The organism is Desulforudis sp. DRI-14 (assembly GCF_052618305.1).
Genome location: NZ_JBQXEZ010000005.1, coordinates 26,959 through 46,149, shown reverse-complemented (window position 1 = coordinate 46,149; position 19,191 = coordinate 26,959). Strand labels below are relative to the sequence as shown.

The 19,191-nt window shown below is 55.9% G+C and carries 16 protein-coding genes and 1 tRNA gene; 3 read left to right on the top strand and 14 right to left on the bottom strand.

Annotated features, from left to right (window positions below):
* Nucleotides 1–5: 5 nt before the first annotated feature.
* The 14 genes from rfbB to ACUM6F_RS04995 form a co-directional block, all read right to left on the bottom strand.
* Nucleotides 6–1,010: a dTDP-glucose 4,6-dehydratase gene (gene rfbB, locus ACUM6F_RS05060; RefSeq protein ID WP_445348572.1), complete on the bottom strand. Its 1,005-nt coding sequence runs from the start codon at nucleotides 1,008–1,010 to the stop codon at nucleotides 6–8.
* On the bottom strand, nucleotides 1,007–1,864 hold the full coding sequence (rfbD, locus tag ACUM6F_RS05055; protein ID WP_445348571.1) for a dTDP-4-dehydrorhamnose reductase: 858 nt from the start codon (nucleotides 1,862–1,864) through the stop codon (nucleotides 1,007–1,009). Before rfbD ends, rfbB begins: the two co-directional genes overlap by 4 nt.
* Nucleotides 1,865–1,879: 15 nt before the next feature.
* Complete coding sequence (locus tag ACUM6F_RS05050) at nucleotides 1,880–2,950, bottom strand: glucose-1-phosphate thymidylyltransferase (RefSeq protein ID WP_445348570.1); 1,071 nt, start codon at nucleotides 2,948–2,950, stop codon at nucleotides 1,880–1,882.
* Nucleotide 2,951: 1 nt separating this feature from the next.
* Entirely contained in the window at nucleotides 2,952–3,524 is a 573-nt protein-coding gene (gene rfbC, locus ACUM6F_RS05045) for a dTDP-4-dehydrorhamnose 3,5-epimerase (RefSeq protein ID WP_445348569.1), read from the bottom strand.
* A gap of 169 nt (nucleotides 3,525–3,693) precedes the next feature.
* Complete coding sequence (gene cysC, locus ACUM6F_RS05040; RefSeq protein ID WP_445348634.1) at nucleotides 3,694–4,302, bottom strand: adenylyl-sulfate kinase; 609 nt, start codon at nucleotides 4,300–4,302, stop codon at nucleotides 3,694–3,696.
* 228 nt (nucleotides 4,303–4,530) lie between these two features.
* A complete protein-coding gene (locus tag ACUM6F_RS05035; RefSeq protein ID WP_445348568.1) occupies nucleotides 4,531–5,505 on the bottom strand; it encodes a glycosyltransferase family 2 protein in 975 nt (324 codons plus the stop codon).
* A gap of 3 nt (nucleotides 5,506–5,508) precedes the next feature.
* Entirely contained in the window at nucleotides 5,509–6,459 is a 951-nt protein-coding gene (locus ACUM6F_RS05030; RefSeq protein ID WP_445348567.1) for an NAD-dependent epimerase/dehydratase family protein, read from the bottom strand.
* Between the two features lie 170 nt (nucleotides 6,460–6,629).
* The gene (locus ACUM6F_RS05025) at nucleotides 6,630–7,736 is read right to left on the bottom strand and encodes a glycosyltransferase family 4 protein (protein WP_445348566.1); all 1,107 of its coding nucleotides are present in this window, start codon (nucleotides 7,734–7,736) and stop codon (nucleotides 6,630–6,632) included.
* A 143-nt stretch (nucleotides 7,737–7,879) separates the two neighbouring features.
* Nucleotides 7,880–8,860: a glycosyltransferase family 2 protein gene (locus ACUM6F_RS05020; RefSeq protein ID WP_445348633.1), complete on the bottom strand. Its 981-nt coding sequence runs from the start codon at nucleotides 8,858–8,860 to the stop codon at nucleotides 7,880–7,882.
* Nucleotides 8,850–10,073, bottom strand: coding sequence for a hypothetical protein (locus ACUM6F_RS05015; RefSeq protein WP_445348565.1), 1,224 nt, complete (start codon nucleotides 10,071–10,073; stop codon nucleotides 8,850–8,852). The genes ACUM6F_RS05020 and ACUM6F_RS05015 overlap by 11 nt, the downstream gene beginning before the upstream one ends.
* A gap of 1 nt (nucleotide 10,074) precedes the next feature.
* Complete coding sequence (locus tag ACUM6F_RS05010) at nucleotides 10,075–11,466, bottom strand: ABC transporter ATP-binding protein (protein WP_445348564.1); 1,392 nt, start codon at nucleotides 11,464–11,466, stop codon at nucleotides 10,075–10,077.
* Nucleotides 11,456–12,286, bottom strand: coding sequence for an ABC transporter permease (locus ACUM6F_RS05005; protein ID WP_445348563.1), 831 nt, complete (start codon nucleotides 12,284–12,286; stop codon nucleotides 11,456–11,458). Before ACUM6F_RS05005 ends, ACUM6F_RS05010 begins: the two co-directional genes overlap by 11 nt.
* A gap of 39 nt (nucleotides 12,287–12,325) precedes the next feature.
* Nucleotides 12,326–13,717, bottom strand: a complete 1,392-nt coding sequence (locus ACUM6F_RS05000; RefSeq protein WP_445348562.1) for a sugar transferase — start codon at nucleotides 13,715–13,717, stop codon at nucleotides 12,326–12,328.
* Between the two features lie 68 nt (nucleotides 13,718–13,785).
* Nucleotides 13,786–16,218 (bottom strand): O-antigen ligase family protein, encoded by a 2,433-nt coding sequence (locus ACUM6F_RS04995; RefSeq protein WP_445348561.1) that lies wholly within the window; start codon nucleotides 16,216–16,218, stop codon nucleotides 13,786–13,788.
* Nucleotides 16,219–16,564: 346 nt separating this feature from the next.
* Here ACUM6F_RS04995 and ACUM6F_RS04990 point away from each other — a divergent pair, with 346 nt between their 5' ends.
* From ACUM6F_RS04990 to ACUM6F_RS04980, 3 genes are all read left to right on the top strand, one after another.
* Nucleotides 16,565–18,244 carry an ABC1 kinase family protein gene (locus ACUM6F_RS04990; protein WP_445348560.1) on the top strand — a complete coding sequence of 560 codons (1,680 nt, stop codon included), beginning with the start codon at nucleotides 16,565–16,567 and terminating at the stop codon, nucleotides 18,242–18,244.
* Nucleotides 18,245–18,277: 33 nt separating this feature from the next.
* A tRNA-Val gene (locus ACUM6F_RS04985) sits at nucleotides 18,278–18,352 on the top strand.
* Nucleotides 18,353–18,610: 258 nt separating this feature from the next.
* Nucleotides 18,611–18,928 carry a coiled-coil domain-containing protein gene (locus ACUM6F_RS04980; RefSeq protein ID WP_445348559.1) on the top strand — a complete coding sequence of 106 codons (318 nt, stop codon included), beginning with the start codon at nucleotides 18,611–18,613 and terminating at the stop codon, nucleotides 18,926–18,928.
* Nucleotides 18,929–19,191 lie beyond the last annotated feature (263 nt).

Below are 19,191 nucleotides of genomic sequence, written 5' to 3'. Positions count from 1 at the left end.
GCCACCTAACGTTGGTCCTGAGCAAAACGTCGGTGTGCACCATCACAAATACGCTCCACCCATTCGGGATGTTCAACGTACCACCGTACTGTAGCTTCCACCCCATCTTCAAAATTCCACTCGGGACGCCACCCCAGTTCTCTTTTAGCCTTACTAATATCCATCGCATACCGGCGATCATGCCCCGGGCGATCTGCTACGAATTTAATCAAGTTGTCTCGTTTATGGAGGATCGTCAAAAGTGTTCTTACAACCTCAAGGTTTGTCCGCTCAGCGTTACCACCAAAATTATACACTCCCCCGGGCTTGCCTTTTTGAAGAGCAGCAATAATTCCCCGGCAGTGGTCTTCAACATAAATCCAGTCTCTGATGTTCAAGCCATCACCATATACCGGAAGTGGCTTGTCATTTAAGGCGTTCACAATCATTAGTGGGATGAGTTTCTCAGGGAATTGATAGGGTCCGTAGTTGTTTGAACACCTGGTAATAATAACCGGCACATTATAGGTTGCGTAATAGGCCCTACATAAGAGATCGGCTGATGCCTTGCTTGCCGAGTAGGGGCTGTTCGGTTTCAGGGGGTGCTCCTCGGTGAACGGCGGATCGTCCGGCCCCAGGGAACCGTACACCTCGTCGGTAGACACCTGGAGGAACACGCGCACCCCGTACTGTCGCGCAGCCTCCAGCAGCACCTGCGTACCCCGGATGTTGGTTTCGATGAACGGCCCGGCGTCTAGAATGCTCCGGTCTACGTGGGACTCGGCGGCGAAGTTCACTACCGCGTCGAAGCCGCCGCCGGCAACAAGGCCGGCTACGGTTTCCCGGTCCGCGATGTCCCCGCGGACAAAGGTATACCGTGGGTTGTCTTCAACCTCGCGTAGGTTCTCCGGGTTCCCGGCGTAGGTCAGCTTGTCCAGGTTTGTGATCTTCCAGTCCGGATATTCGTGCAACACGTGGCGGATAAAGTTGGAGCCGATAAACCCGGCACCCCCGGTAACTAGCAGCCTCACAGCAGTCCCTCCTTGCGCATCTCCTTTAGACAGCGCTCGAGCGCGTCCTCCCAGTACGGCAACAGATAGCCCACCGTTTCCCGCAGGGGGAAGGGATCCAAGACCGAGTTGGCTGGCCGCCTCGCTGGACGCGGAAAGTCCGCCGAGGTACAGGGCTCAACCCTCGCCGGTAGCCCGGCCTGCTTCATTATGGCCCGGGCGAAGCCGTACCAGATCGTCACCCCCTGGTTGGTCGCGTGGTAAACCCCGTAGCAACGTGTTGCAATAAGATCCAGAAGCAACCGTGCCAGATCCGGCGCATAGGTCGGGCAGCCGTACTGGTCATCGACCACGCGCAGGCGTTCCCGCTCCCTCCCCAGGCGCAGCATGGTGGCCACGAAGTTCTTGCCCCAGGGCGCAAAAAGCCAACTCACGCGCACAATGTAGAAGCGCGCCGTCAGGGAAGTTACCGCCCGCTCCCCCCACAGTTTGCTGGCCCCGTAAACGTTGACCGGACACGGGTCGTCGTAAACCCCGTACGGCCCGTCCTTCCGGCCGTCAAAGATGTAGTCAGTGCTAACGTGCAGTAGTTCCGCGTTCATCTCCCGGCAGGCCAGGGCCAGATTCCGCGGACCCAGGCCGTTGACCAGGAAGGCACGTTCCCGGTGCTCCTCCGCCCCGTCAACATCGGTATAGGCGGCACAATTCACTACTACCTCGGGCCGGTGCTCCCGTAGGGTCGATCTCACGGCCGTCAAGTCCGTGATGTCCAGGTCGGTACGGCCCAGGGGAACCAAGACCCATCCGCGGGCCTCGGCCTCCGCAGCCACCGCCCGTCCGAGCATCCCGTGAGCACCCGTCACCAGCACATGCATAGACGCAAACCTCCGCTAGCCCAAGGTAATCTCGCACTCGTCGCCTATAAAGAAGCGCAGTGAGCGCCGGTGGCCGCCGTCCCGCGTCAGGCGCGCACCTGAGCCGATGAGGCTGTCCTCGATGTGGTGCACCGCCCGCAGCCGGCAGTTATCCAGGATCACCGAGTGTTCCACGCTGCAGTTCTCTACGGCTGTTCCCCGGCCGATGGCCGTGTAGGGACCGATGAAGCTGTCGGCAATCCTGGCCCCGGCCCCCACCACCGCCGGCCCCCGGATGACGCTCCTCTCCACCACGGCGCCGGCCTCGATCTCCACCCGGCCCACGACCTGCGAGGCCTCGTCCACCGTGCCCTCGACCCGGCGGCGAGTGAACTCGTCCAGCACTACCCGGTTCGCCTCCAAGATATCGTCCTTCTTCCCGGTGTCCAGCCACCAGCCCTCCAGCAGGCGCGGTGCTACCGCGTGGCCCATGTTGATCAACTCCTGGATGGCGTCGGTGATCTCCAGCTCCCCGCGCCAGGATGGCTTAATGCGCTCGATGGCCGCGTGGATGGCGGGAGAAAAGGCGTAAATGCCCACCAGCGCCAGGTCGGAAATGAATTCCCTTGGTTTCTCCACCAGCCGCGCTACCCGGCCGTCGCCGTTCAGCACCGCCACCCCGAAGGCCCGGGGGTCGGGAACCGTCTTCAACTGAATAATCGACGTGGAAGTATCCCGCCGGAAATCGGCCGCCAGCGGGGCCACCCCGCCCTGCACCAGGTTGTCGCCCAGGAACATCAGGAAAGGCTCGTCCTCCAGAAAGGGGCGGGCCGTTTTGACCGCGTGCGCCAAGCCCAGGGGCTCGTCCTGCACGATGAAGGTCAGCCGCAGGCCAAACCGCGCCCCGTCGCCGAGAGCATCCCGCACCATGCCGCCGGTCTCGGGCGAAATGATCACCCCCACGTCCTCGATCCCCGCCGCCGCGATCTGCTCCAGGACGAAGTGCAGGATGGGCTTATTCGCCACCGGGATGAGCTGCTTCGCCGTGGTATAGGTCAGGGGCCTAAGCCGCGTCCCCTTCCCGCCGGCCAGAACCAGAGCCTTCAAGCTACCCCTCCTCATCAGGCGTATACACAAAGTTGTTGTCCGCGTCCTTAAGGCGCGGGTGCCGGGCGTCCTTCGGCGAGAGTATTGGTACAGTCACCGGCCAGGTAATGCCTATATCGGAGTCGTTATAGATAATCCCCCGGTCATGCTCCGGCGAATAATAATTATCCACCTTGTACAATACCTCGGCAATGTCCGTCAGTACACAGAACCCGTGGGCAAAGCCGCGCGGAATGTAGAGCTGGCGCTTGTTCTCCGCCGAAAGCTCCACCCCCACCCATTTCCCGTAGGTCAGAGAACCCCGGCGGATGTCCACCGCCACGTCAAAGATAGCCCCACGTATACAGCGCACCAGCTTCGCCTGGGCCATGGGCTCCTTCTGGTAGTGCAAACCCCGAAGCACAGGCCCCTGCGACAGAGAATGATTGTCCTGCACGAACTGATTAGTGATCCCACAACCGGCAAAATCCTTATAGGTATAAGTTTCAACGAAAAACCCGCGACTGTCACTAAAGACTTTCGGCTCAACTAATACTACATCCGGGATTTCCAGGCAAGTAAACGCAAAAGCCATTTGTAGTACCGCCTCTGTTCATCAAGCTTCGCCGGAAGCGTCGACCGGCGTAAGGAGCGCTCTTCTGTCTGAAATTTACGGTCACAGTACTCTAATCGCGCAGGAAAGTCAATCTCTTCTTGGCTAAGACAATTACACTACCGGCGGTCATCAGCGTGACGTCCATGCCTCACCTCAAATACTGCAGAATAGTTTCGACGCAGTCTTCCGGACTGGTTTCGGCCGTGCGCAGGTGTATCTCGGGCGATTCGGGCGGCTCGTAGACGCTGTCGATGCCGGTAAAGTTCTTGATCTCCCCCCGCCGCGCCCTGGCATACAGGCCTTTCGGATCGCGCTTTTCGCACTCTTCGAGAGGGGCATCGACAAACACCTCGACGAATTCACCTTCGGCAAACAACCCCCGGGCAAATTGGCGTTCAGCCCGGAAGGGTGAGATCAAAGCCACCAGCACAATCAATCCTGCATCCACCATCAACCTGGCCACTTCGGCCACGCGGCGGATGTTCTCCACCCGGTCGGCTTCGGTGAAGCCCAGGTCGTGGTTAAGGCCGTAGCGCACATTGTCCCCATCAAGGACATAAGTGTGCTTGCCCTCGTCGTGCAGGCGTTTTTCCAGCAGGTTGGCGATGGTGGTCTTGCCGGCGCCCGAAAGCCCGGTAAACCACACACAACGTGGCTTCTGGCGCTTCAGGGCAGCGCGAGCCTGCTTGTCAATATCCGGAGGCTGAGACAGATCCTGGGTTTCCACCGCATCGATACAATAACTGGAATAAAGCATCACTGGTCTATTAGCTCCGACGACCACGTCCGGGTGATTTTAATGCTCTCTGATTCAGGCGCAGATAATCTAAAAGAACTCACACACTCAGACTCCCCAGATATTATTGTTCTATTACTATATCATTCAATCCATAAAAACTCATTTAATCGGGCTCCGCAGAATAACTGATACCAGCGGCCTATCCGTACGTTCATCCTTAACAACCATCTACATTTTCCATCATACTTAACGATTATATTTACTGGGAATTAGTCGTTTATCCAAGATTCGCCAGATATCTCGTACCGTAGCGATTCGGCTAGCCTGAATCTGCTTGCGCTTCGACCACACCTGCGGCAATCCTTTAACTGCGTCTTTCTTGGCACGAAAGATCATACCGCCTTGCCCACGGGCTATGTACATACCAATCGTGACCAGGTTCAGAAGCAAATGAAGAGGCAGCAGTAACCAAAACAAGACCCCCGGCATATTTTTGACAAAGGTCCAAACCAGATTGCGATGCCCGTGATAGACTGAAAAATCGCTTCCCTGCCCACCCGTGGTTGCTGAGCCCACATGGCGGACCACCGCTTCCGGCACATACATGGCTTTGTGCCCTGCTAAACGCAAGCGAAAGCCCAAATCAACATCCTCTACATAGCAAAAAAAGGCCTCGTCGAACCCGCCTATATCCACCAAAGCCTGCCGCCGATACAAGGCCGCAGCCGCACAAGGTGAAAATATCTCTCGTGGGACTAAGTCTTCTGCTCGCTGTCGTTTCCCATGTCGATTACGCCAAACCAGTCCGCTCATATGGTAAATATCACCTATACCATCCAAAATCCCGGTATCTTCAAAACACAACTGACGGGAGCCAAACGCAGCTACCTCCGGGTATGCACCAGCGGCTGCAAGAAGACGCTCCAACCACTCCGGATCGGGAAAAGCGTCCGGGTTGAGCAATGCCACAAACTCAGTGTCGCATTCAGCCAAAGCCCGGTTATTTCCGCCAGCGAAACCAAGATTGGCATTCAATCTGCGCACGGTAACATTGGTGAATGCCTCAGCGCTAGCGACGGAGTTATCAGAACTGGCGTTATCCACTACCAGCACCCGATCAGGTCGCACAGTCTGTCGCTCAAGGTGCCGCAGGCATTCAGCCAGGAACTCCCCGCCGTTCCAGTTGATAATAATGACGGTTGTGGTCATTAAATCCGCCATTTTTCAATCAGCACTAGTGTTCTGTTTAAGCCACTTGGCAAAACGTGCCAGACCATCTTCAAAGTCAACGCGCGGAAACCATCCGAGCTCTAGCTTTGCACGTTCAATACACAACACATTTGTGGGAACATCAAACGGGCGTCCGGAGAGATAGCGGCGCAGCGTCGGCCGTCCGGTTACCCTTTCAATGGCGTCAAGCACATCATTCAAGCTCAAACCTCGTCCAGAGCCTATATTGAATATATGTTCCGGACCCTTGTATTCAAGCACAGCAAGCAAGGCCGCGATAACATCACTGATATACACATAGTCGCGAATGACCGTCCCGTCCCCCCAGATTTCAATCATTTCCCCCCGCAATGCCTTGCCAAGAAAAACTGCAACCGCACCCTGACTAGCATTTATTCGCTGCTTTTCCCCGAAAGGATTGGCAATGCGCAGAACCGTGTAATCAAGACCATGTAGGTGGTGGAAAAGACCAAGGTATTTTTCTATCGCAAGCTTGGTAATTCCGTACGAACAAATGGGGTTGTTCGGATGGGTTTCTGGAATCGGAATCTGCATTGGAATCCCGTAAACCGTCCCCCCTGACGAAACGAAAACAACTTTCTTTACGCCAGCTTTCACAGCATGAGTTAGCAACCGCACCGTACCCAAGAGGTTGCTTTCTACATCGAATACAGGGTCGTCATTTGAGGATTTCGGAAGGGTTGTCGATATGAGGTGATAGCAAATATCGCATCCCTCCAGGGCGTTCGCGACATCCGCCTCACTCATAAAATCGCCCTCGAACAATTCAAAATTTGGATCTGATGAATGAGATTCCCCCAGACGTATTAAACGCGGTCGGTCGAAGCAGCGCACGCGATAGCCTTTGGCCAACAGCGCATCCACGAGATGCGATCCAATGAACCCACGTCCGCCCAATACAAGACAACGCAGCGGCTTGTTCATTTTAAGTCTCCTTGGATCGACAGCAACAGCGAGTCCGTACCCGGACCACCATTGTGATCGATGATGTATTCAAAGGGGTGGTTCCCCCTAATCTGCACTGAACATTGCAGCAGATATATGCCAAAAGCACCTATCTATGAAGCCACCGGCATCGCACACAAGGCTCTTCTTTATTCGGCCAGAGTCTCAAGTATTTTGACCAGCCGATCACACTCGGTCTCCCAGCTTGTTGAATATGCAAACGATTTAGCACGATCGGCCAATTCAACGCGAAGCCGAGTATCTTCGAGCACCCTCACAATGGCATCGGCGATTGCCCGCGGTGACGATTCTACCAAAACGCTGTTTGAGTCATTTAGCAGCCACTCCGTGTTAGGCCCTCGATTTGATACGACCACGCATCCGCACGCCATCAATTCGAGTGGAAGCAAGGACAAGTTGGTAAAGGAAATCACCAGCCCCACATCACACTGGCTGTAAAGGACAGGTAATTCCTCTAGGGAAAGAACGCCGGCGTTGAGATGCTTATGTGGGAAATAGTAATCTCCCATATCCCAGCCGGCGAAGATGAATTCCACATCCGGCAACCGCTGACCGACAAGGTTCAGCGCAAGCAGAGCCGTCTCCAGGCCGCGGCGAGGTGTCGGCGGTCGACAGTAACAAAACACTCTGCGGATGTTCGGGTCTCTGCGGGGAGTTTGGCGGTATAGATTACGGTCGAATGAAAAGCCGAGCGAATGGCATTGCATGCCGTAATTCGCCTCTAGCATCTTTGCCAACCAATCACCAGCGCATACTCCTCTAAAGCCAAACTTGTACGTCTCCTCAGCAAAATCGTACTCGCTACCGTATGCATAGAAGGCGGGCTCGAAATCCTGCACGAAATAAAGCTTGTGCAGGGTTGCACCGAAACCCTTAAGAGCATAGGCCGTGATCCAGCTAGTAGCAAAACTGAAACTTGCTGCAGGCAGATTTTCAACACCGAATACAATATCAGCCTGCAATGGGAAGAAATGTTTAGCGATCAGTACACGAGCCTGGTTTTGGGACGCGTGTCGATGGTTTCCCACTAGGCAAATGGTATTTTTGTATCCTTTCTTCTCAAGCAGGAAGATGTAGCGGAAGATATTTAGGTGACCACCGGAACCTATGCCGAAGTCCGGAATAAGCCAATTGATAGTCTTGTGCTCGACGGTCCCAGAATCAGGTTGGAGCATCCCTGCATCTTCCGTCAGCACAAAGTCGTAAAAACCTATAACGTCAATTTTCCTGAGCATTTCAATAATTCCTTGGGTGGATCCATTACAGGGACAGCGGACTAGACGTCGCCGTATACGGGTAAAAAGAGCAACGTACCCCTCCGTACGTATTACGTTAGATACTTTTCGCCACAGAGTTTTCAGTCGCATCTCTTTTCTCCTCATTTTCGTTTCTTCGCGCCGTCAAGTGAAAACAGCCGGAAGAAAAATCCCTCCAGCGGTCCTTGATGGCGCCCAATGTAAAAACCTGCCTGCTTTGCGGCATGCAATAGCGAGGTCCGGAACATCGAGGCAAACGCTTTGCGTAGCCCAACGGACTTTATCAGGAACTTCAAATCTCGACACGTGCCTGCGTAGACCTGATAACAGCCATAGCCGAAACCAGGACATAGATCGTAGCCAAACAACCTCTTCAACGCACGCGACTCGTCAAACGAGCGCCGCAAGGTGTCGCGAACTGAATAATCATGTGAATGGAAGACAACCGCGTCATCAGCGTATGCGCGCTTATATCCCGCCTCGATGATTGCCTTAGCCCACAACTGGTCTTCAGCGAAGTCGACATCGGGATAGGGGATCTTCTCCCATACCGCCTTACGCAGGCAGGCATTGTTATCTGAGAAGAAATGCAACACCTGCCGATAGCCTTGGTCCCGAGCGTATCGCTCAGGGTCTTCGATGCCCATTACTGCGGGCCACTGAAGGAACTGGTTGAAGTGCTGTTCTATGTCGCGCTTGGTGCAAGGCGTGTGGTTTGGATAGGCGATATGTCTTCCAAATACGCCAGCGACAGACAAGTTGGCCTCGAGTGGTTTGACAAGGTTGGAGAGCCATTTGTTATTCGCCGGCTTAGCGTCATGCGTGAGCATCGCAACATACTGGCCGCGCGCCATTGATACTGCCAGATTGCGCGTCCTGCCATGCCCGAAGTCACCTGACTTAATCTTTACCAGTCTCACTCCCGAATGCTGACGCACAAAATCTACTGTGCCATCCGACGACCCAGAGTCGACTACTAGAACCTCGTATGGCCAGGTCGTCTCTTGACTCAGCACCGCCGACAAAACCTCCCTGAAAATCGGCCCCGGATTCTTGGTAAGGATGGTAACTGTAACCAGCACTCCATCAGAGCTACTTATCATCATCAATCTCACCAAGCCCACTTGGCCTAAATATACGGATAAGCAGTGCCCTGCGGCTGCTCAATATCGCACGAGCGGACTGCAATCGGCGGTCCCGCTTCTCAATTTCTCGGCGCAGCTCCTCCAAACGCGCATCCCGGTATGCAATTTGCTCGTTTGCGTTGCACTCCACGTCAGCAAGGCGATGCTCAAGTTCAGATATAAGCTTGTCCCGGTAGGCAATCTGAGCGTTGGTGTTACTCTTAACTGAATCTAGCTGTGCCCGGAGCTCATCGACTAGCGCATCACGATAGCGAATTTGCGCCTCCGCATTCTTTTTCTCGTTATCCAAGACACGTGCCATATCGAGGCATATTTCATGCACCCCTGCAAAACGCTGTGATACTGCCTGCAACTCATATGCAAACGACGCGTCTAATGTTCGAAGCTCATGACCGGCAAGTAAATCATAAACTGCGATGGCCCATGCTTCCAATGGTGTATCACAGTGCAAGCTATTGGCGAAATGATGGGCAAGCCCAGCATCCAGAAAAGTACGTAATTCAGAGCTCTTTTTCTCGGGATGTATCGGCCAATTCATCCCAAGGACCCGTTCAACCCGAGCCAACACAGCTGTCGGCGCGTCAAGAAGAGCACGGTACTGCACCAAAACAGATCGGTTCAAAACACTATGCTCAAGGGCCTCCAGCGTATGCGCAAGCCATGCAAGCAGTCCATATGACTTGGGGATTCGGGCGTCACGCTTCCGCAATGAAGCCACCACCTCTAAAGGGTGCCGAAATACATGCAAATAATAGGCATCGGCTCCCATGTCTTCAAGCGCCTGACGCCATAAAGGCAGAGTCCGGCAAAGCCGAGGATCTTTCATAACGACCACGTCATGTTCATCAAACATGCGTTGAAGCCAAGACCGGGCACACTCTCGCTCTTGAGATACAGACGGCATATCCTCCCAACCCGAAGGCAATGGCCAATAATCCATATAGCTCATATGAAATGCAGAAAAAATCCGATTATTGATATCCACAACATCAATAGGCTCCCAATAGCCCTTCGGATTATCTCCTTTGCTCGCTTCGACCAATCGACGGTCGAAGCCGCAACCGAGTATAGATAGAGACCCAGCCAATGCAGACGTGCCACTACGATGCATTCCTAAAACTACGATCAATCTTTTGTTACTCATTTCAACATTTGCTTGTCTCATGGTCACTTCACTGCGCCTCCTGGAGCTCAAGCTCTGGAAAGCAACCAAAGTCAACTATACCTGTCGCCAAGTTCTCTGTATCTGGCATTACCCTGAACATGGCGATGTCAATTAAGCGGTGCAGATAGGTTTCAGCACCATTCACGTCGCCGACCACACCTGCGTTCAGGAAATATACGCCTGGATTCAATGCACATCGAAAGCGGAACTCAACTCGATAACTGGAACCCGCCTCCACATAGGCTAAACTGTCTTTGATTGAGTTGGCAGATACCCCGCCACCCAATTCGACACCAGAAATGGTCTTGATCAGCATACCGAAACGCACATTGCTCGCGTCTTTCGTAAATCGCACTGTATATGTGTAGCGATAGGTTTTTCCGCGTATCAAATTGTTCACCCGCTCTCCAGCCAAGGTAAGTATTGACGGAGATTCGATATAGGCTCCATGAGATTCGTATTCGATAGTACTATTAGGCTTGAGATAGGGATCAAAACTCTCTTTCAAAAGCTGTCTGTCCTCCGATGATGCGTTATACGCCGGCAACACGCCCTGAACGATGCTTTGCCCGGAAATCACATGATGCTCGTTCATTCGACGAATCTGGTCCCGGATAGCTTCTTGCTTGTCCGCCGGGGCGTACAGCAACTTTTGATAGTGTCCTACGATTTGTTTCGGGATACCAATAGCCAGTTTTTCACCCGCATCCATCAGTATAGCACGGTTACATAGCTCGACGATGGTGCTACCGGAGTGGGAAACGAAAAGAATTGTAGCACCGTTGTTACGGATGGCTTCAATGCGGGAAAAGCATTTGCGCTGGAATAGTTCGTCGCCTACAGATAACGCTTCATCCACAATCAATATCTCGGGATCAACATTAATGGCCACCGCAAACGCCAACCTCACATACATCCCGCTCGAGTACATCTTCACCGGTTGGTCAATGAACTCGCCGATATCGGCGAAAGCGGCGATATCGTCGAAGCGGGCGTCGATTTCCTCTTTGCTTAAGCCCAGCACCGCGCCGTTCATGTATACATTCTCGCGCCCCGTGAACTCCGGGTTGAAGCCGGAGCCGAGCTCCAGAAGAGCTGCGATGCGACCGCTAGTTTCCACCGTGCCGCTGGTCGGGGTAAGGGTGCCGCAGATGATCTGTAGCAGGGTGGATTTGCCCGAGCCGTTGCGGCCGATGATGCCGACGGTTTCACCTTTTTTGACCTCGAATGAGACGTCCCGCAGCGCCCAGAACTCCCGGAAGTAGTTTTTGGGCTGCCTGCCGACGAGCCTTTGCAGGCGCGGAATAATCGATTGCCTGAGCCGGTCCTGCGGCCGGTCGTAAATGAGGTAGCACTTGGAGAGATTATTGACCCGGATAGCGATGTCGTCAGAGGACATCCGCGAACCCCTTTCGCGTTTTCTGAAACCACCAGAAACCGGCGGCGGCGACGGCCAGGCCGGCCAGCAAGGCGATGCCCAGGGATGGCCAATCGGGCGGGCTGCCGAAGATCAGCACCTTGCGACTTTCTTCGATGATGAGTGTGAGCGGGTTTAGCTGCAGCAAACCTTGGTATTCTTTCGGCAGTGCCGACATTGGATAGAACACGGGCGAAAGGAACAAGAGCACCGTGGTGAAAATACCCGTAATCTGCCCTATGTCGCGCACGAAAACCCCCAGCGCCGCCAGAAACCAGGCAAAGCCCATGCCGGCAAAGACTAGGGGCAGCAATACCAGCGGGAAAAGCAGGCTGGTCCACGGCAAGGACTGGTTGACGATAAGCTGCGCCAGCAACAACACAATCACACTCACCAGGCTATAAAAGAGCGCCGACCCCATGGCCACCCAGGGCAGAATTTCTAGAGGAAAGACCACCTTTTTGACGTAATTCACATTGGAAATGATCAACCCCGGCGCGCGGTTGATGCATTCGGCAAAGAGGCCGTGCACGATCATGCCCACGAAAAGAATAAGGGCAAAGTCGGCCTTGCTTTCCTCCCCGCCCACGCCCCAGCGGGCCTTGAACACGACGGAGAAGACGAAGGTGTAGACGAAGAGCATCAGCACCGGGTTGAAGAACGACCAGGCCAGGCCCATGACCGAGCCGCGGTAGCGGCCCACGACCTCGCGCCGGGTCATCTGCCAGATGAGCCGGCGGTTGCGCCAGAGGCTCGTGAACATGGCCACAGGTGTGGCGGGGTGAGCTTGATGGGGGTTCATGCGCACACCTCCGCGTGTGATGCATCCTTTGAGACATGGTTAAGTCGAAGGCTTTTCTTGTTCCGCAAGTAAACCTGCAAAACGTTGCACAGTGCTTTCCTTACTCCCTCGTGAGGCTGCCGGGTGAAGAAGTATTGGTATCGTTTGAAGAATTATCCTCAGGTCGAGCAGCAAAGAGTAATTTCGAATGTAATAGAGGTCATACCGGAGCTTGTCCTCAGCCGATGTAGTGTAACGACTGTAAACCTGCGCTAAGCCGGTGATCCCGGGCTTAACTAAATAACGATAGCGATACTCCGGATTGGCCTTCTCGAACTGCTCCACGAAAAAAGGACGCTCCGGGCGCGGGCCGACGAGGCTCATATCGCTCTTCAGGATATTGAATAACTGGGGAAGCTCATCCAGCCGGGTAGCGCGAAGGAATCGTCCAACCGGGGTAACGCGGGGGTCGTTTTCGGCCGCCAGTACGGGGCCGGTCACCTTTTCGGCGTCGGCCACCATGGTGCGGAATTTATAGATGGAGAACTCCCGGCCGAACTGGCCCACCCGCTGCTGGGTGTAAATCACGGGACCTTTGGAAGTAACGGCGACCAGCACGGCGGCTACCAGCATAACCGGAGCAAAAACAAGCAAGCCGGCCAGAGCGGCGACCAGGTCAAGCCCCCTTTTTGTAAAGGCCTGAAAACCGGACAGGCGAATGTCCTGGATCTGCATCACGGGCAGGTCGTCAATTTGTCCAACCCTGGCGTTGCTCACCGCCACGTCGTATAAATCGGGCACAAGGTAGACTTCTTGGCCCGTGGCGATGCAGGCGTTCAGAATTTCGGCCTTTAATTCCCGGGGTACGGAAGGCGCAACCAAAACGCCGTCCATCCCCGTAAGTTCGGCCTTAAGATCGAGGCCCTCGTTAAGCTCGACTACCTTCGCAATTCTGACCGAATCTCTCGGCAGCTCCAAAAGCTTCCCCGCGATGGTTTCGACATCCGCCGCCGGACCGATTAGGGCAAACGTCCTCTGGCCATACAGCAAACGATCCCCGTGCCACACCAGCCACCGCCACAAAACAAGCAGGACGATCTGGCAGAAACCGCCCAGGATCAGTACGCTGCGGGGGAAGGCGAACTCGCGGAACCAGAAGGTCAGGACCATTGCACTCAAAACAATTAAAACGACGCCGGTAATCAGGGACCTGAAGACAGGGAAAAACCCGTTCAACCGTTTCTCGTAGAGGCCCAGCCCCAGAAACAACAGGGCTGTTAATCCCGATACCCACGGAAGGGTTTCGATGAAGGGACGGACGTTGACCTGCGGTACGTCGAGTCCAAAGCGGATGACAAAAGCCAGGGCGAAGCCGGCGTTGACCAGAAAGACATCGCCTATGCCCACCAGCCAGCGCGGAACGTATTCGAGTGTCTTCCGGCTCCCTTTCATAACTGAGACCCACTTTTAGATTACTGTTTTACGCATAATGTCTGGAAGCTCGTCGCGTATCTATCGTGCTATTCGATTACAGGTAACCCCTTAAGGATATCGTAGATCTGCTCGAAATCAGGGTTGAGCTTTTTAGCCTCTTCGACCAGGGCGTTCGCCTCGGCCTGTTTTCCTTGCTTCTCCTTCACAAGGGCCAGCCAGAGCATGGCTTGCGCCTTGCTGTTGTCGTTACCAATGCCCTTAACGGCTTCATCCAGCAGGCCGCCGGCCTGGTCGAACTTGCCCAGCAGGTAGGACGCGGCGCCGAGGTTGAGCTTCATCTCCGGCGTCGGTTCCAGCTTCTCCCCCTGCCAGAGTCTCTTCTCTTCAGCCGTCAGCCTGTTGTTGATCTTCTCCATCGAGGAAGGAACTTCCAGCGCCTTCTCCAGGTAAACCCGGGCCCGATCCTTCTGGTCATCATTCAGCAAACTGTAACCCAAAGAGAAGTACGTACGGGCAAGAAAATCGTACTGTTTCAGGTCCAGCGGCGCGACGCCGACCGCCTTCTCGGCGTACTTCGCAACGTCTTCGGTCTTGCCCTGGGCCGCCAGCAGGTTCGCCAGCAACTGGTACCTGGCCGGCGTGTAGGAGCTCATCTGCGCCGCCAGCTTGGCTTCCTCAACGGCCTTGGACAGGTCATCCTTGGAACCCGTAGCCTGGTAGGCCTGGGCCAGGGCGGCATGGTAGCTCCCCTCGAACGGGTTATAGGCACAAGCCTTTTGCAGGGCGACGATTCCGCCGTTGATGTCCCCGCTGCGGAGCTTGGTGTAGCCCTGCTGGGCAAGGCTGCTTGCCGTAGCCAGGGTCGTACCGAAGGAGATGATAATAAACGCGGCAACGGACGCCGTTACGAGCGCGGTGCTGTTGAGAGGAACGTAGGACGACTCTTTCCGTTTCCGGGGCGCCGCTTCCGTCACGGGTTCTTTGACCAGCGACAAGGCGGCGGTGATGCCGAACAAAACCCAGAGCACGAGGGCCAGCGCGGCAAGCGAAAGGTTGAAGTCGATCGAGGCATGCACGCCTATGGCCGCGCCGGCAACGGTGACGACCAGAACAAGCGCCTTTCTCCCGGCGTCCTTCGCCCCGTGGTAAAGACGGTGGTTGGCCCACAGAAAAACACCCCACAGGGCGACGAACAGCACTATGCCGGCGATACCCGTCTCCACGCCGATTTGGGCGTAGTGGCCGTGGGCCTGGCGGGTGATGAAGTGGTAGTTCTGGAAGGCCTGATAGGCCTCCTGCCAGCCGCCGCCCCCCCATCCGGTCAGGGGCCTGGCGGTGAACATCTCAAAGGCGTCGGTGATGGAATCAATGCGATATTTCGCGTTAGTCAGGTCGAGCACCTGACTCTTGATGGACTCGTTGGAAGCCACCCAGATCCCCACGCCGACTGCGGCCAGCATGCAGGCCCCGGCGACGGAGGCAATGATCGCTTTCCTGTACGCTTTAAACCGCTGTCCCAGGCTCCGGTTCCACCAGTCGGTCAGGGCCTGGGAACCAACGATAACGAGCAAGCCAAGTAAAACCCACAGCCAGGCGATTTCAGGGCTCTTGGCCTCCACGCTGCGGATGAAGAGGAAGGCCGCCGGCGCGGACGGAATCGCCGTAAGCACCAGGTGCCAGAAGTAGGGTATACGATCTGTTCTAGCACTGAAGATAAAGAACAAGGGCAGTATCAAGATGAAGACCAGGAAGCCGCCGTTAGATTTGGCCCCCACGAAAACGGTCAGGACAATAAAGTTTCCGAGAGCAAAGAGGTACGGCCAGGGGTTGGTCTTGGCCAGCCATTCGGGGAGCTTGGCGAAAGGCAGCCACTCCTGCAGGCGGGCAGACGAGCGGCCGGCGCTGTTCCAGAAGTAGATGCCGAGGAAGAATCCCGCCATCAGGTAACTGGCCAGGGCGTTAGGATACTGGAAAGAAGAGTAGAAGCGGCCGCTCAGGAAGCCGTCCTTGATATGGATAATCCCCGTGGCCGTGGCCAGGCCGGCCAGGGCTACGGCCACAGCCGCACAGTAGACGACTTTCAGCAGTTGGTTAGCATCTTTATCCGAGCGGACCAGCCTAACTGTCACCCAGAAGGCCAGGAAGTAGAGAATGTTCTTGGCCACCTCGGTCACGGCCAGCCCGGTGTTGACCGCAAAGAACGCGCTGTAGATGTACACGGCCGGCAGGCCCAGCATGAGGTAGTCCAGGGGATGTTCGAACGCCTTGTACCGCCGCTGCGTCCACCGGCCGAAGAAAACCAACCAGAAAAGGACCGCCGCAAAGATTAAAGCCCGGTACTGTTCCTCGGCGAAAAACAGGCCCCGGAAGAACGGGGTTATAAACAGCAACGCCGCCAGGCCCCAGAAGGCGATGGAGAGGACCAGCGGCCGTTGTGCTGCTGCGGTATCGGATGTTGTTACAGTCGATGCTTGTTGCGCAGTCGCCGTTTTCTTCGTCTGCTTCGCTTTTTTCGCCATGTTTGCGGATGCGGCTTGCGCCGGACCCTGCCCCCTTCATTTGCTCGTTGTCTAGTCAAATGCTGCTGAAAAACTCCGCTTCCTGCTTCTACGCCAAAAAAGACCGGGGTTTGGTTTTCTAAACCGCCAAGACGCCAAGATCGCTAAGATAAAACCGGAGAAAAACAACCACCAAGGACGCCAAGAAGAGGCAAAAAGCTTGGCACCTTAAAATCCATTTTAAGGTAGGTTTCCCTAAGAGTCAACAAACTTCGACGATGTCGGCCCGGCCGAAACCCTTGTCGCCTGAAAAAGGCGCGGAGTGATTTTGCGGTCGTTATGATATGCTAAAACCGAGGTGGCGTTCTTGTTCGGGCGCATCATTCTCCGTTACCAAAAAGCCCAGAGGTATCGCCGGATAGCGCGCGTGCTGGCCGCGCACGGTTTTGATTTCGTCCTTCAGTACGCCGGACTGGCTGACCTGGTCGCCCAACCCCGCAGGCTGTTCAGGCGCCAGGAACAGCCAAAGACCCGCCGCTCTTCCGCGGAGCGCCTGCGCACGGTCCTGGAGGAACTGGGCCCTGTTTTCATCAAGCTGGGGCAGCTCTTGAGCACCAGGGCCGACCTGCTGACGGACGAGTATATCCACGAGCTGGAAAAGCTCCAGGACGATGTGCCGCCGTTCCCGTTCCCCGAGGTTCGCCGGCAGGTCGAACGCGAAATGAACGTTCAGCTGGAGGACGCCTTCGCCGAATTCGACCCGGTCCCCATCGCCGCCGCCTCGGTCGCGCAGGTCCACCGGGCCAGGCTCTCCAGCGGGGAAGAAGTCGTCGTAAAAGTACAGCGCCCGGGCGTCGCCCAGGCGATGCTGGTGGATATCGCCATCCTGCACGACTTCGCCCGCTGGGCCGACCGGCACACCGCCTGGGGTAAAGTTTACGGCTTCGCCGAACTGGCCGACGAGTTCACGCAGATCATCGCCGAGGAGACGGACTTCCGCGAGGAGGCCCGCCACGCCGAAGCCCTGCGGCGCAACTCCCTGAACGACCCCAACGTCGTCATCCCCAAGGTTTACTGGGATTACACGTCCAAAACGGTTTTGACCATGAGCTGCGTCCACGGCATCAAACTGAACAACCTCAAGGCCATCGTCGCCGCCGGCATCGACACCAAGCGTCTGGGCCTGCTTGTCGCCAACACGCTGTTGCGCCAAATCCTTGTCGACGGAGAGTTTCACGCCGACCCGCACCCCGGCAATCTTGCCGTTACCGGCGACGGCCGCTTGGCCATGATGGACTTCGGCATCGTCGGCCGTCTTTCGCGGGAGACAAAGGACAGCCTGGGATTGATGGTCCTGGGCCTGGTCAAGAAGGACTCGTCCGTCGTTTTCCGGGCAATCAGGGAGATGGGCGTCGTCCCGCCGAGCGTTTCGCCCGTCGCCGTCCGCCGTGACATCGAGCGGCTCCAGGAAAAATACTACGACGTGCCGATTACGCAGATACGGGTCGCCGAGTCGCTGACCGACCTGATGCGCGTGGCCTACAAGCACCATATCAGGCTGCCCACCGAGCTGACCATGCTGATCAAGGCCCTGGTCACGGCCGACGGCGTGGCCCGTCAGCTTAACCCCGACGTCAGATTGGCCGAGCTGGCGCAGCCCCTTGCCAAACGCCTTGTCACCGAACGGCTGAGCTGGGCCCGCGCACAGCGCGTACTGCTGGAGGAAATCCCCGACCTGGCGCGGACGGCCGCCGAGATCCCCGGACGGCTGAGCCACCTGCTGGCCCTGGCGGGAAGGGGCGAACTGCGGTTTACCCAGGAAAACCCCTCCATCGACCGCTTCGGACTGCTGCTGAAAAGGCTCGTTCACCGTTCGATCCTGGCCCTGCTCTCGGCAGCCTTCGTCGTAGCCGCCGGTTTCTTCAGCACCAGCGGCTACCGTGTGTTAGGCATCCGCGCCGCTGATGCGGCCGTGGCCGTGAGCGCCGTAGCCGGCGGGCTGCTGCTATGGAGCTGCCTGCGCGGCCGGCGTAAGAACTTGCAATAACACAGGGGCCGTGCTATAATGGTTTTTGCAAACGGGCGATTAGCTCAGGGGGAGAGCGCTTGACTCACATTCAAGAGGCCGCTGGTTCGATCCCAGCATCGCCCACCAATAATGACAAGGGATTGCGGGTTTTACCCGCTGAAGTACTGCAGCGCATTTGCAAACATTTTGCAAACGAAAATTGCGCTGCAATTTTTTTATGTATCGAGCTTGATAGCGGAGATCTTGCGCTCCTCAAATCCGGGCACCCTTCGGTCAGATGCTTGCGCGTAATGCCTGCCTGTTTCTGGTAAGTGAGCAGGATTTACAACTGTCCCGACGAATAAATACAAAAGGTTGCCAGGCAGCCGGAGAGGAGCTGATCCGATGTCCGAGGAGCGCATTGAACAGCTGTATACGATGGTCGGCGATCTTTTGCGCATCGTCGGCAATACCAACGCCGCAGTCGAGGAACTGCGGACCGATGTCGCCGAACTTAAGGCCGATGTCGCCGAACTTAAGGCCGATGTCGCCGAACTTAAGGCCGATGTGGCCGAACTTAAGGAGGGCCAAGCCAGGCTGGAGGCGCAAATGGCCGAGCTCCGAGAAGACGTTAAGGAGATCAAAGAAAACCAGGCTTCGGTCTTCGAAGTGCTGGGAGAACACGAAATCGCCATCAGAACCTTACGCCGGCGCGCGGGCTGAAGCTTTAACGACTTCGCACAAAGAAGAGATTCAGAACCCCAAGGATAATAACCTTGGGGTTCTTTGTTTGCTGTTCGCGATTAACAGTTAAATACTGGAAGGTCGCAAGCGGTTTGCTGTCGGCAGCCGGCGGTCGGCAGTTAGCCGTTAGTGTCAGCTGGTGTCGTTGAAAGGGTGGAGTCAGGCCTTGAAAAGTCTAATTCTTTGGCTCAAATGCAAGCCGGCCCTTGCCAGGCGCAAGAATCGAACTTATTTATTTTAAG

Coding starts and splice junctions, on each gene's coding strand:
- rfbD (WP_445348571.1), bottom strand. CDS start 1,864: ATGCATGTGCTGGTGACGGGTGCTCACGGGATGCTCGGACGGGCGGTG.
- rfbC (WP_445348569.1), bottom strand. CDS start 3,524: ATGGCTTTTGCGTTTACTTGCCTGGAAATCCCGGATGTAGTATTAGTT.
- cysC (WP_445348634.1), bottom strand. CDS start 4,302: ATGCTTTATTCCAGTTATTGTATCGATGCGGTGGAAACCCAGGATCTG.
- ACUM6F_RS05035 (WP_445348568.1), bottom strand. CDS start 5,505: ATGGCGGATTTAATGACCACAACCGTCATTATTATCAACTGGAACGGC.
- ACUM6F_RS05030 (WP_445348567.1), bottom strand. CDS start 6,459: ATGAACAAGCCGCTGCGTTGTCTTGTATTGGGCGGACGTGGGTTCATT.
- ACUM6F_RS05025 (WP_445348566.1), bottom strand. CDS start 7,736: ATGCTCAGGAAAATTGACGTTATAGGTTTTTACGACTTTGTGCTGACG.
- ACUM6F_RS05020 (WP_445348633.1), bottom strand. CDS start 8,860: ATGATAAGTAGCTCTGATGGAGTGCTGGTTACAGTTACCATCCTTACC.
- ACUM6F_RS05010 (WP_445348564.1), bottom strand. CDS start 11,466: ATGTCCTCTGACGACATCGCTATCCGGGTCAATAATCTCTCCAAGTGC.
- ACUM6F_RS05005 (WP_445348563.1), bottom strand. CDS start 12,286: ATGAACCCCCATCAAGCTCACCCCGCCACACCTGTGGCCATGTTCACG.
- ACUM6F_RS05000 (WP_445348562.1), bottom strand. CDS start 13,717: ATGAAAGGGAGCCGGAAGACACTCGAATACGTTCCGCGCTGGCTGGTG.
- ACUM6F_RS04995 (WP_445348561.1), bottom strand. CDS start 16,218: ATGGCGAAAAAAGCGAAGCAGACGAAGAAAACGGCGACTGCGCAACAA.
- ACUM6F_RS04980 (WP_445348559.1), top strand. CDS start 18,611: ATGTCCGAGGAGCGCATTGAACAGCTGTATACGATGGTCGGCGATCTT.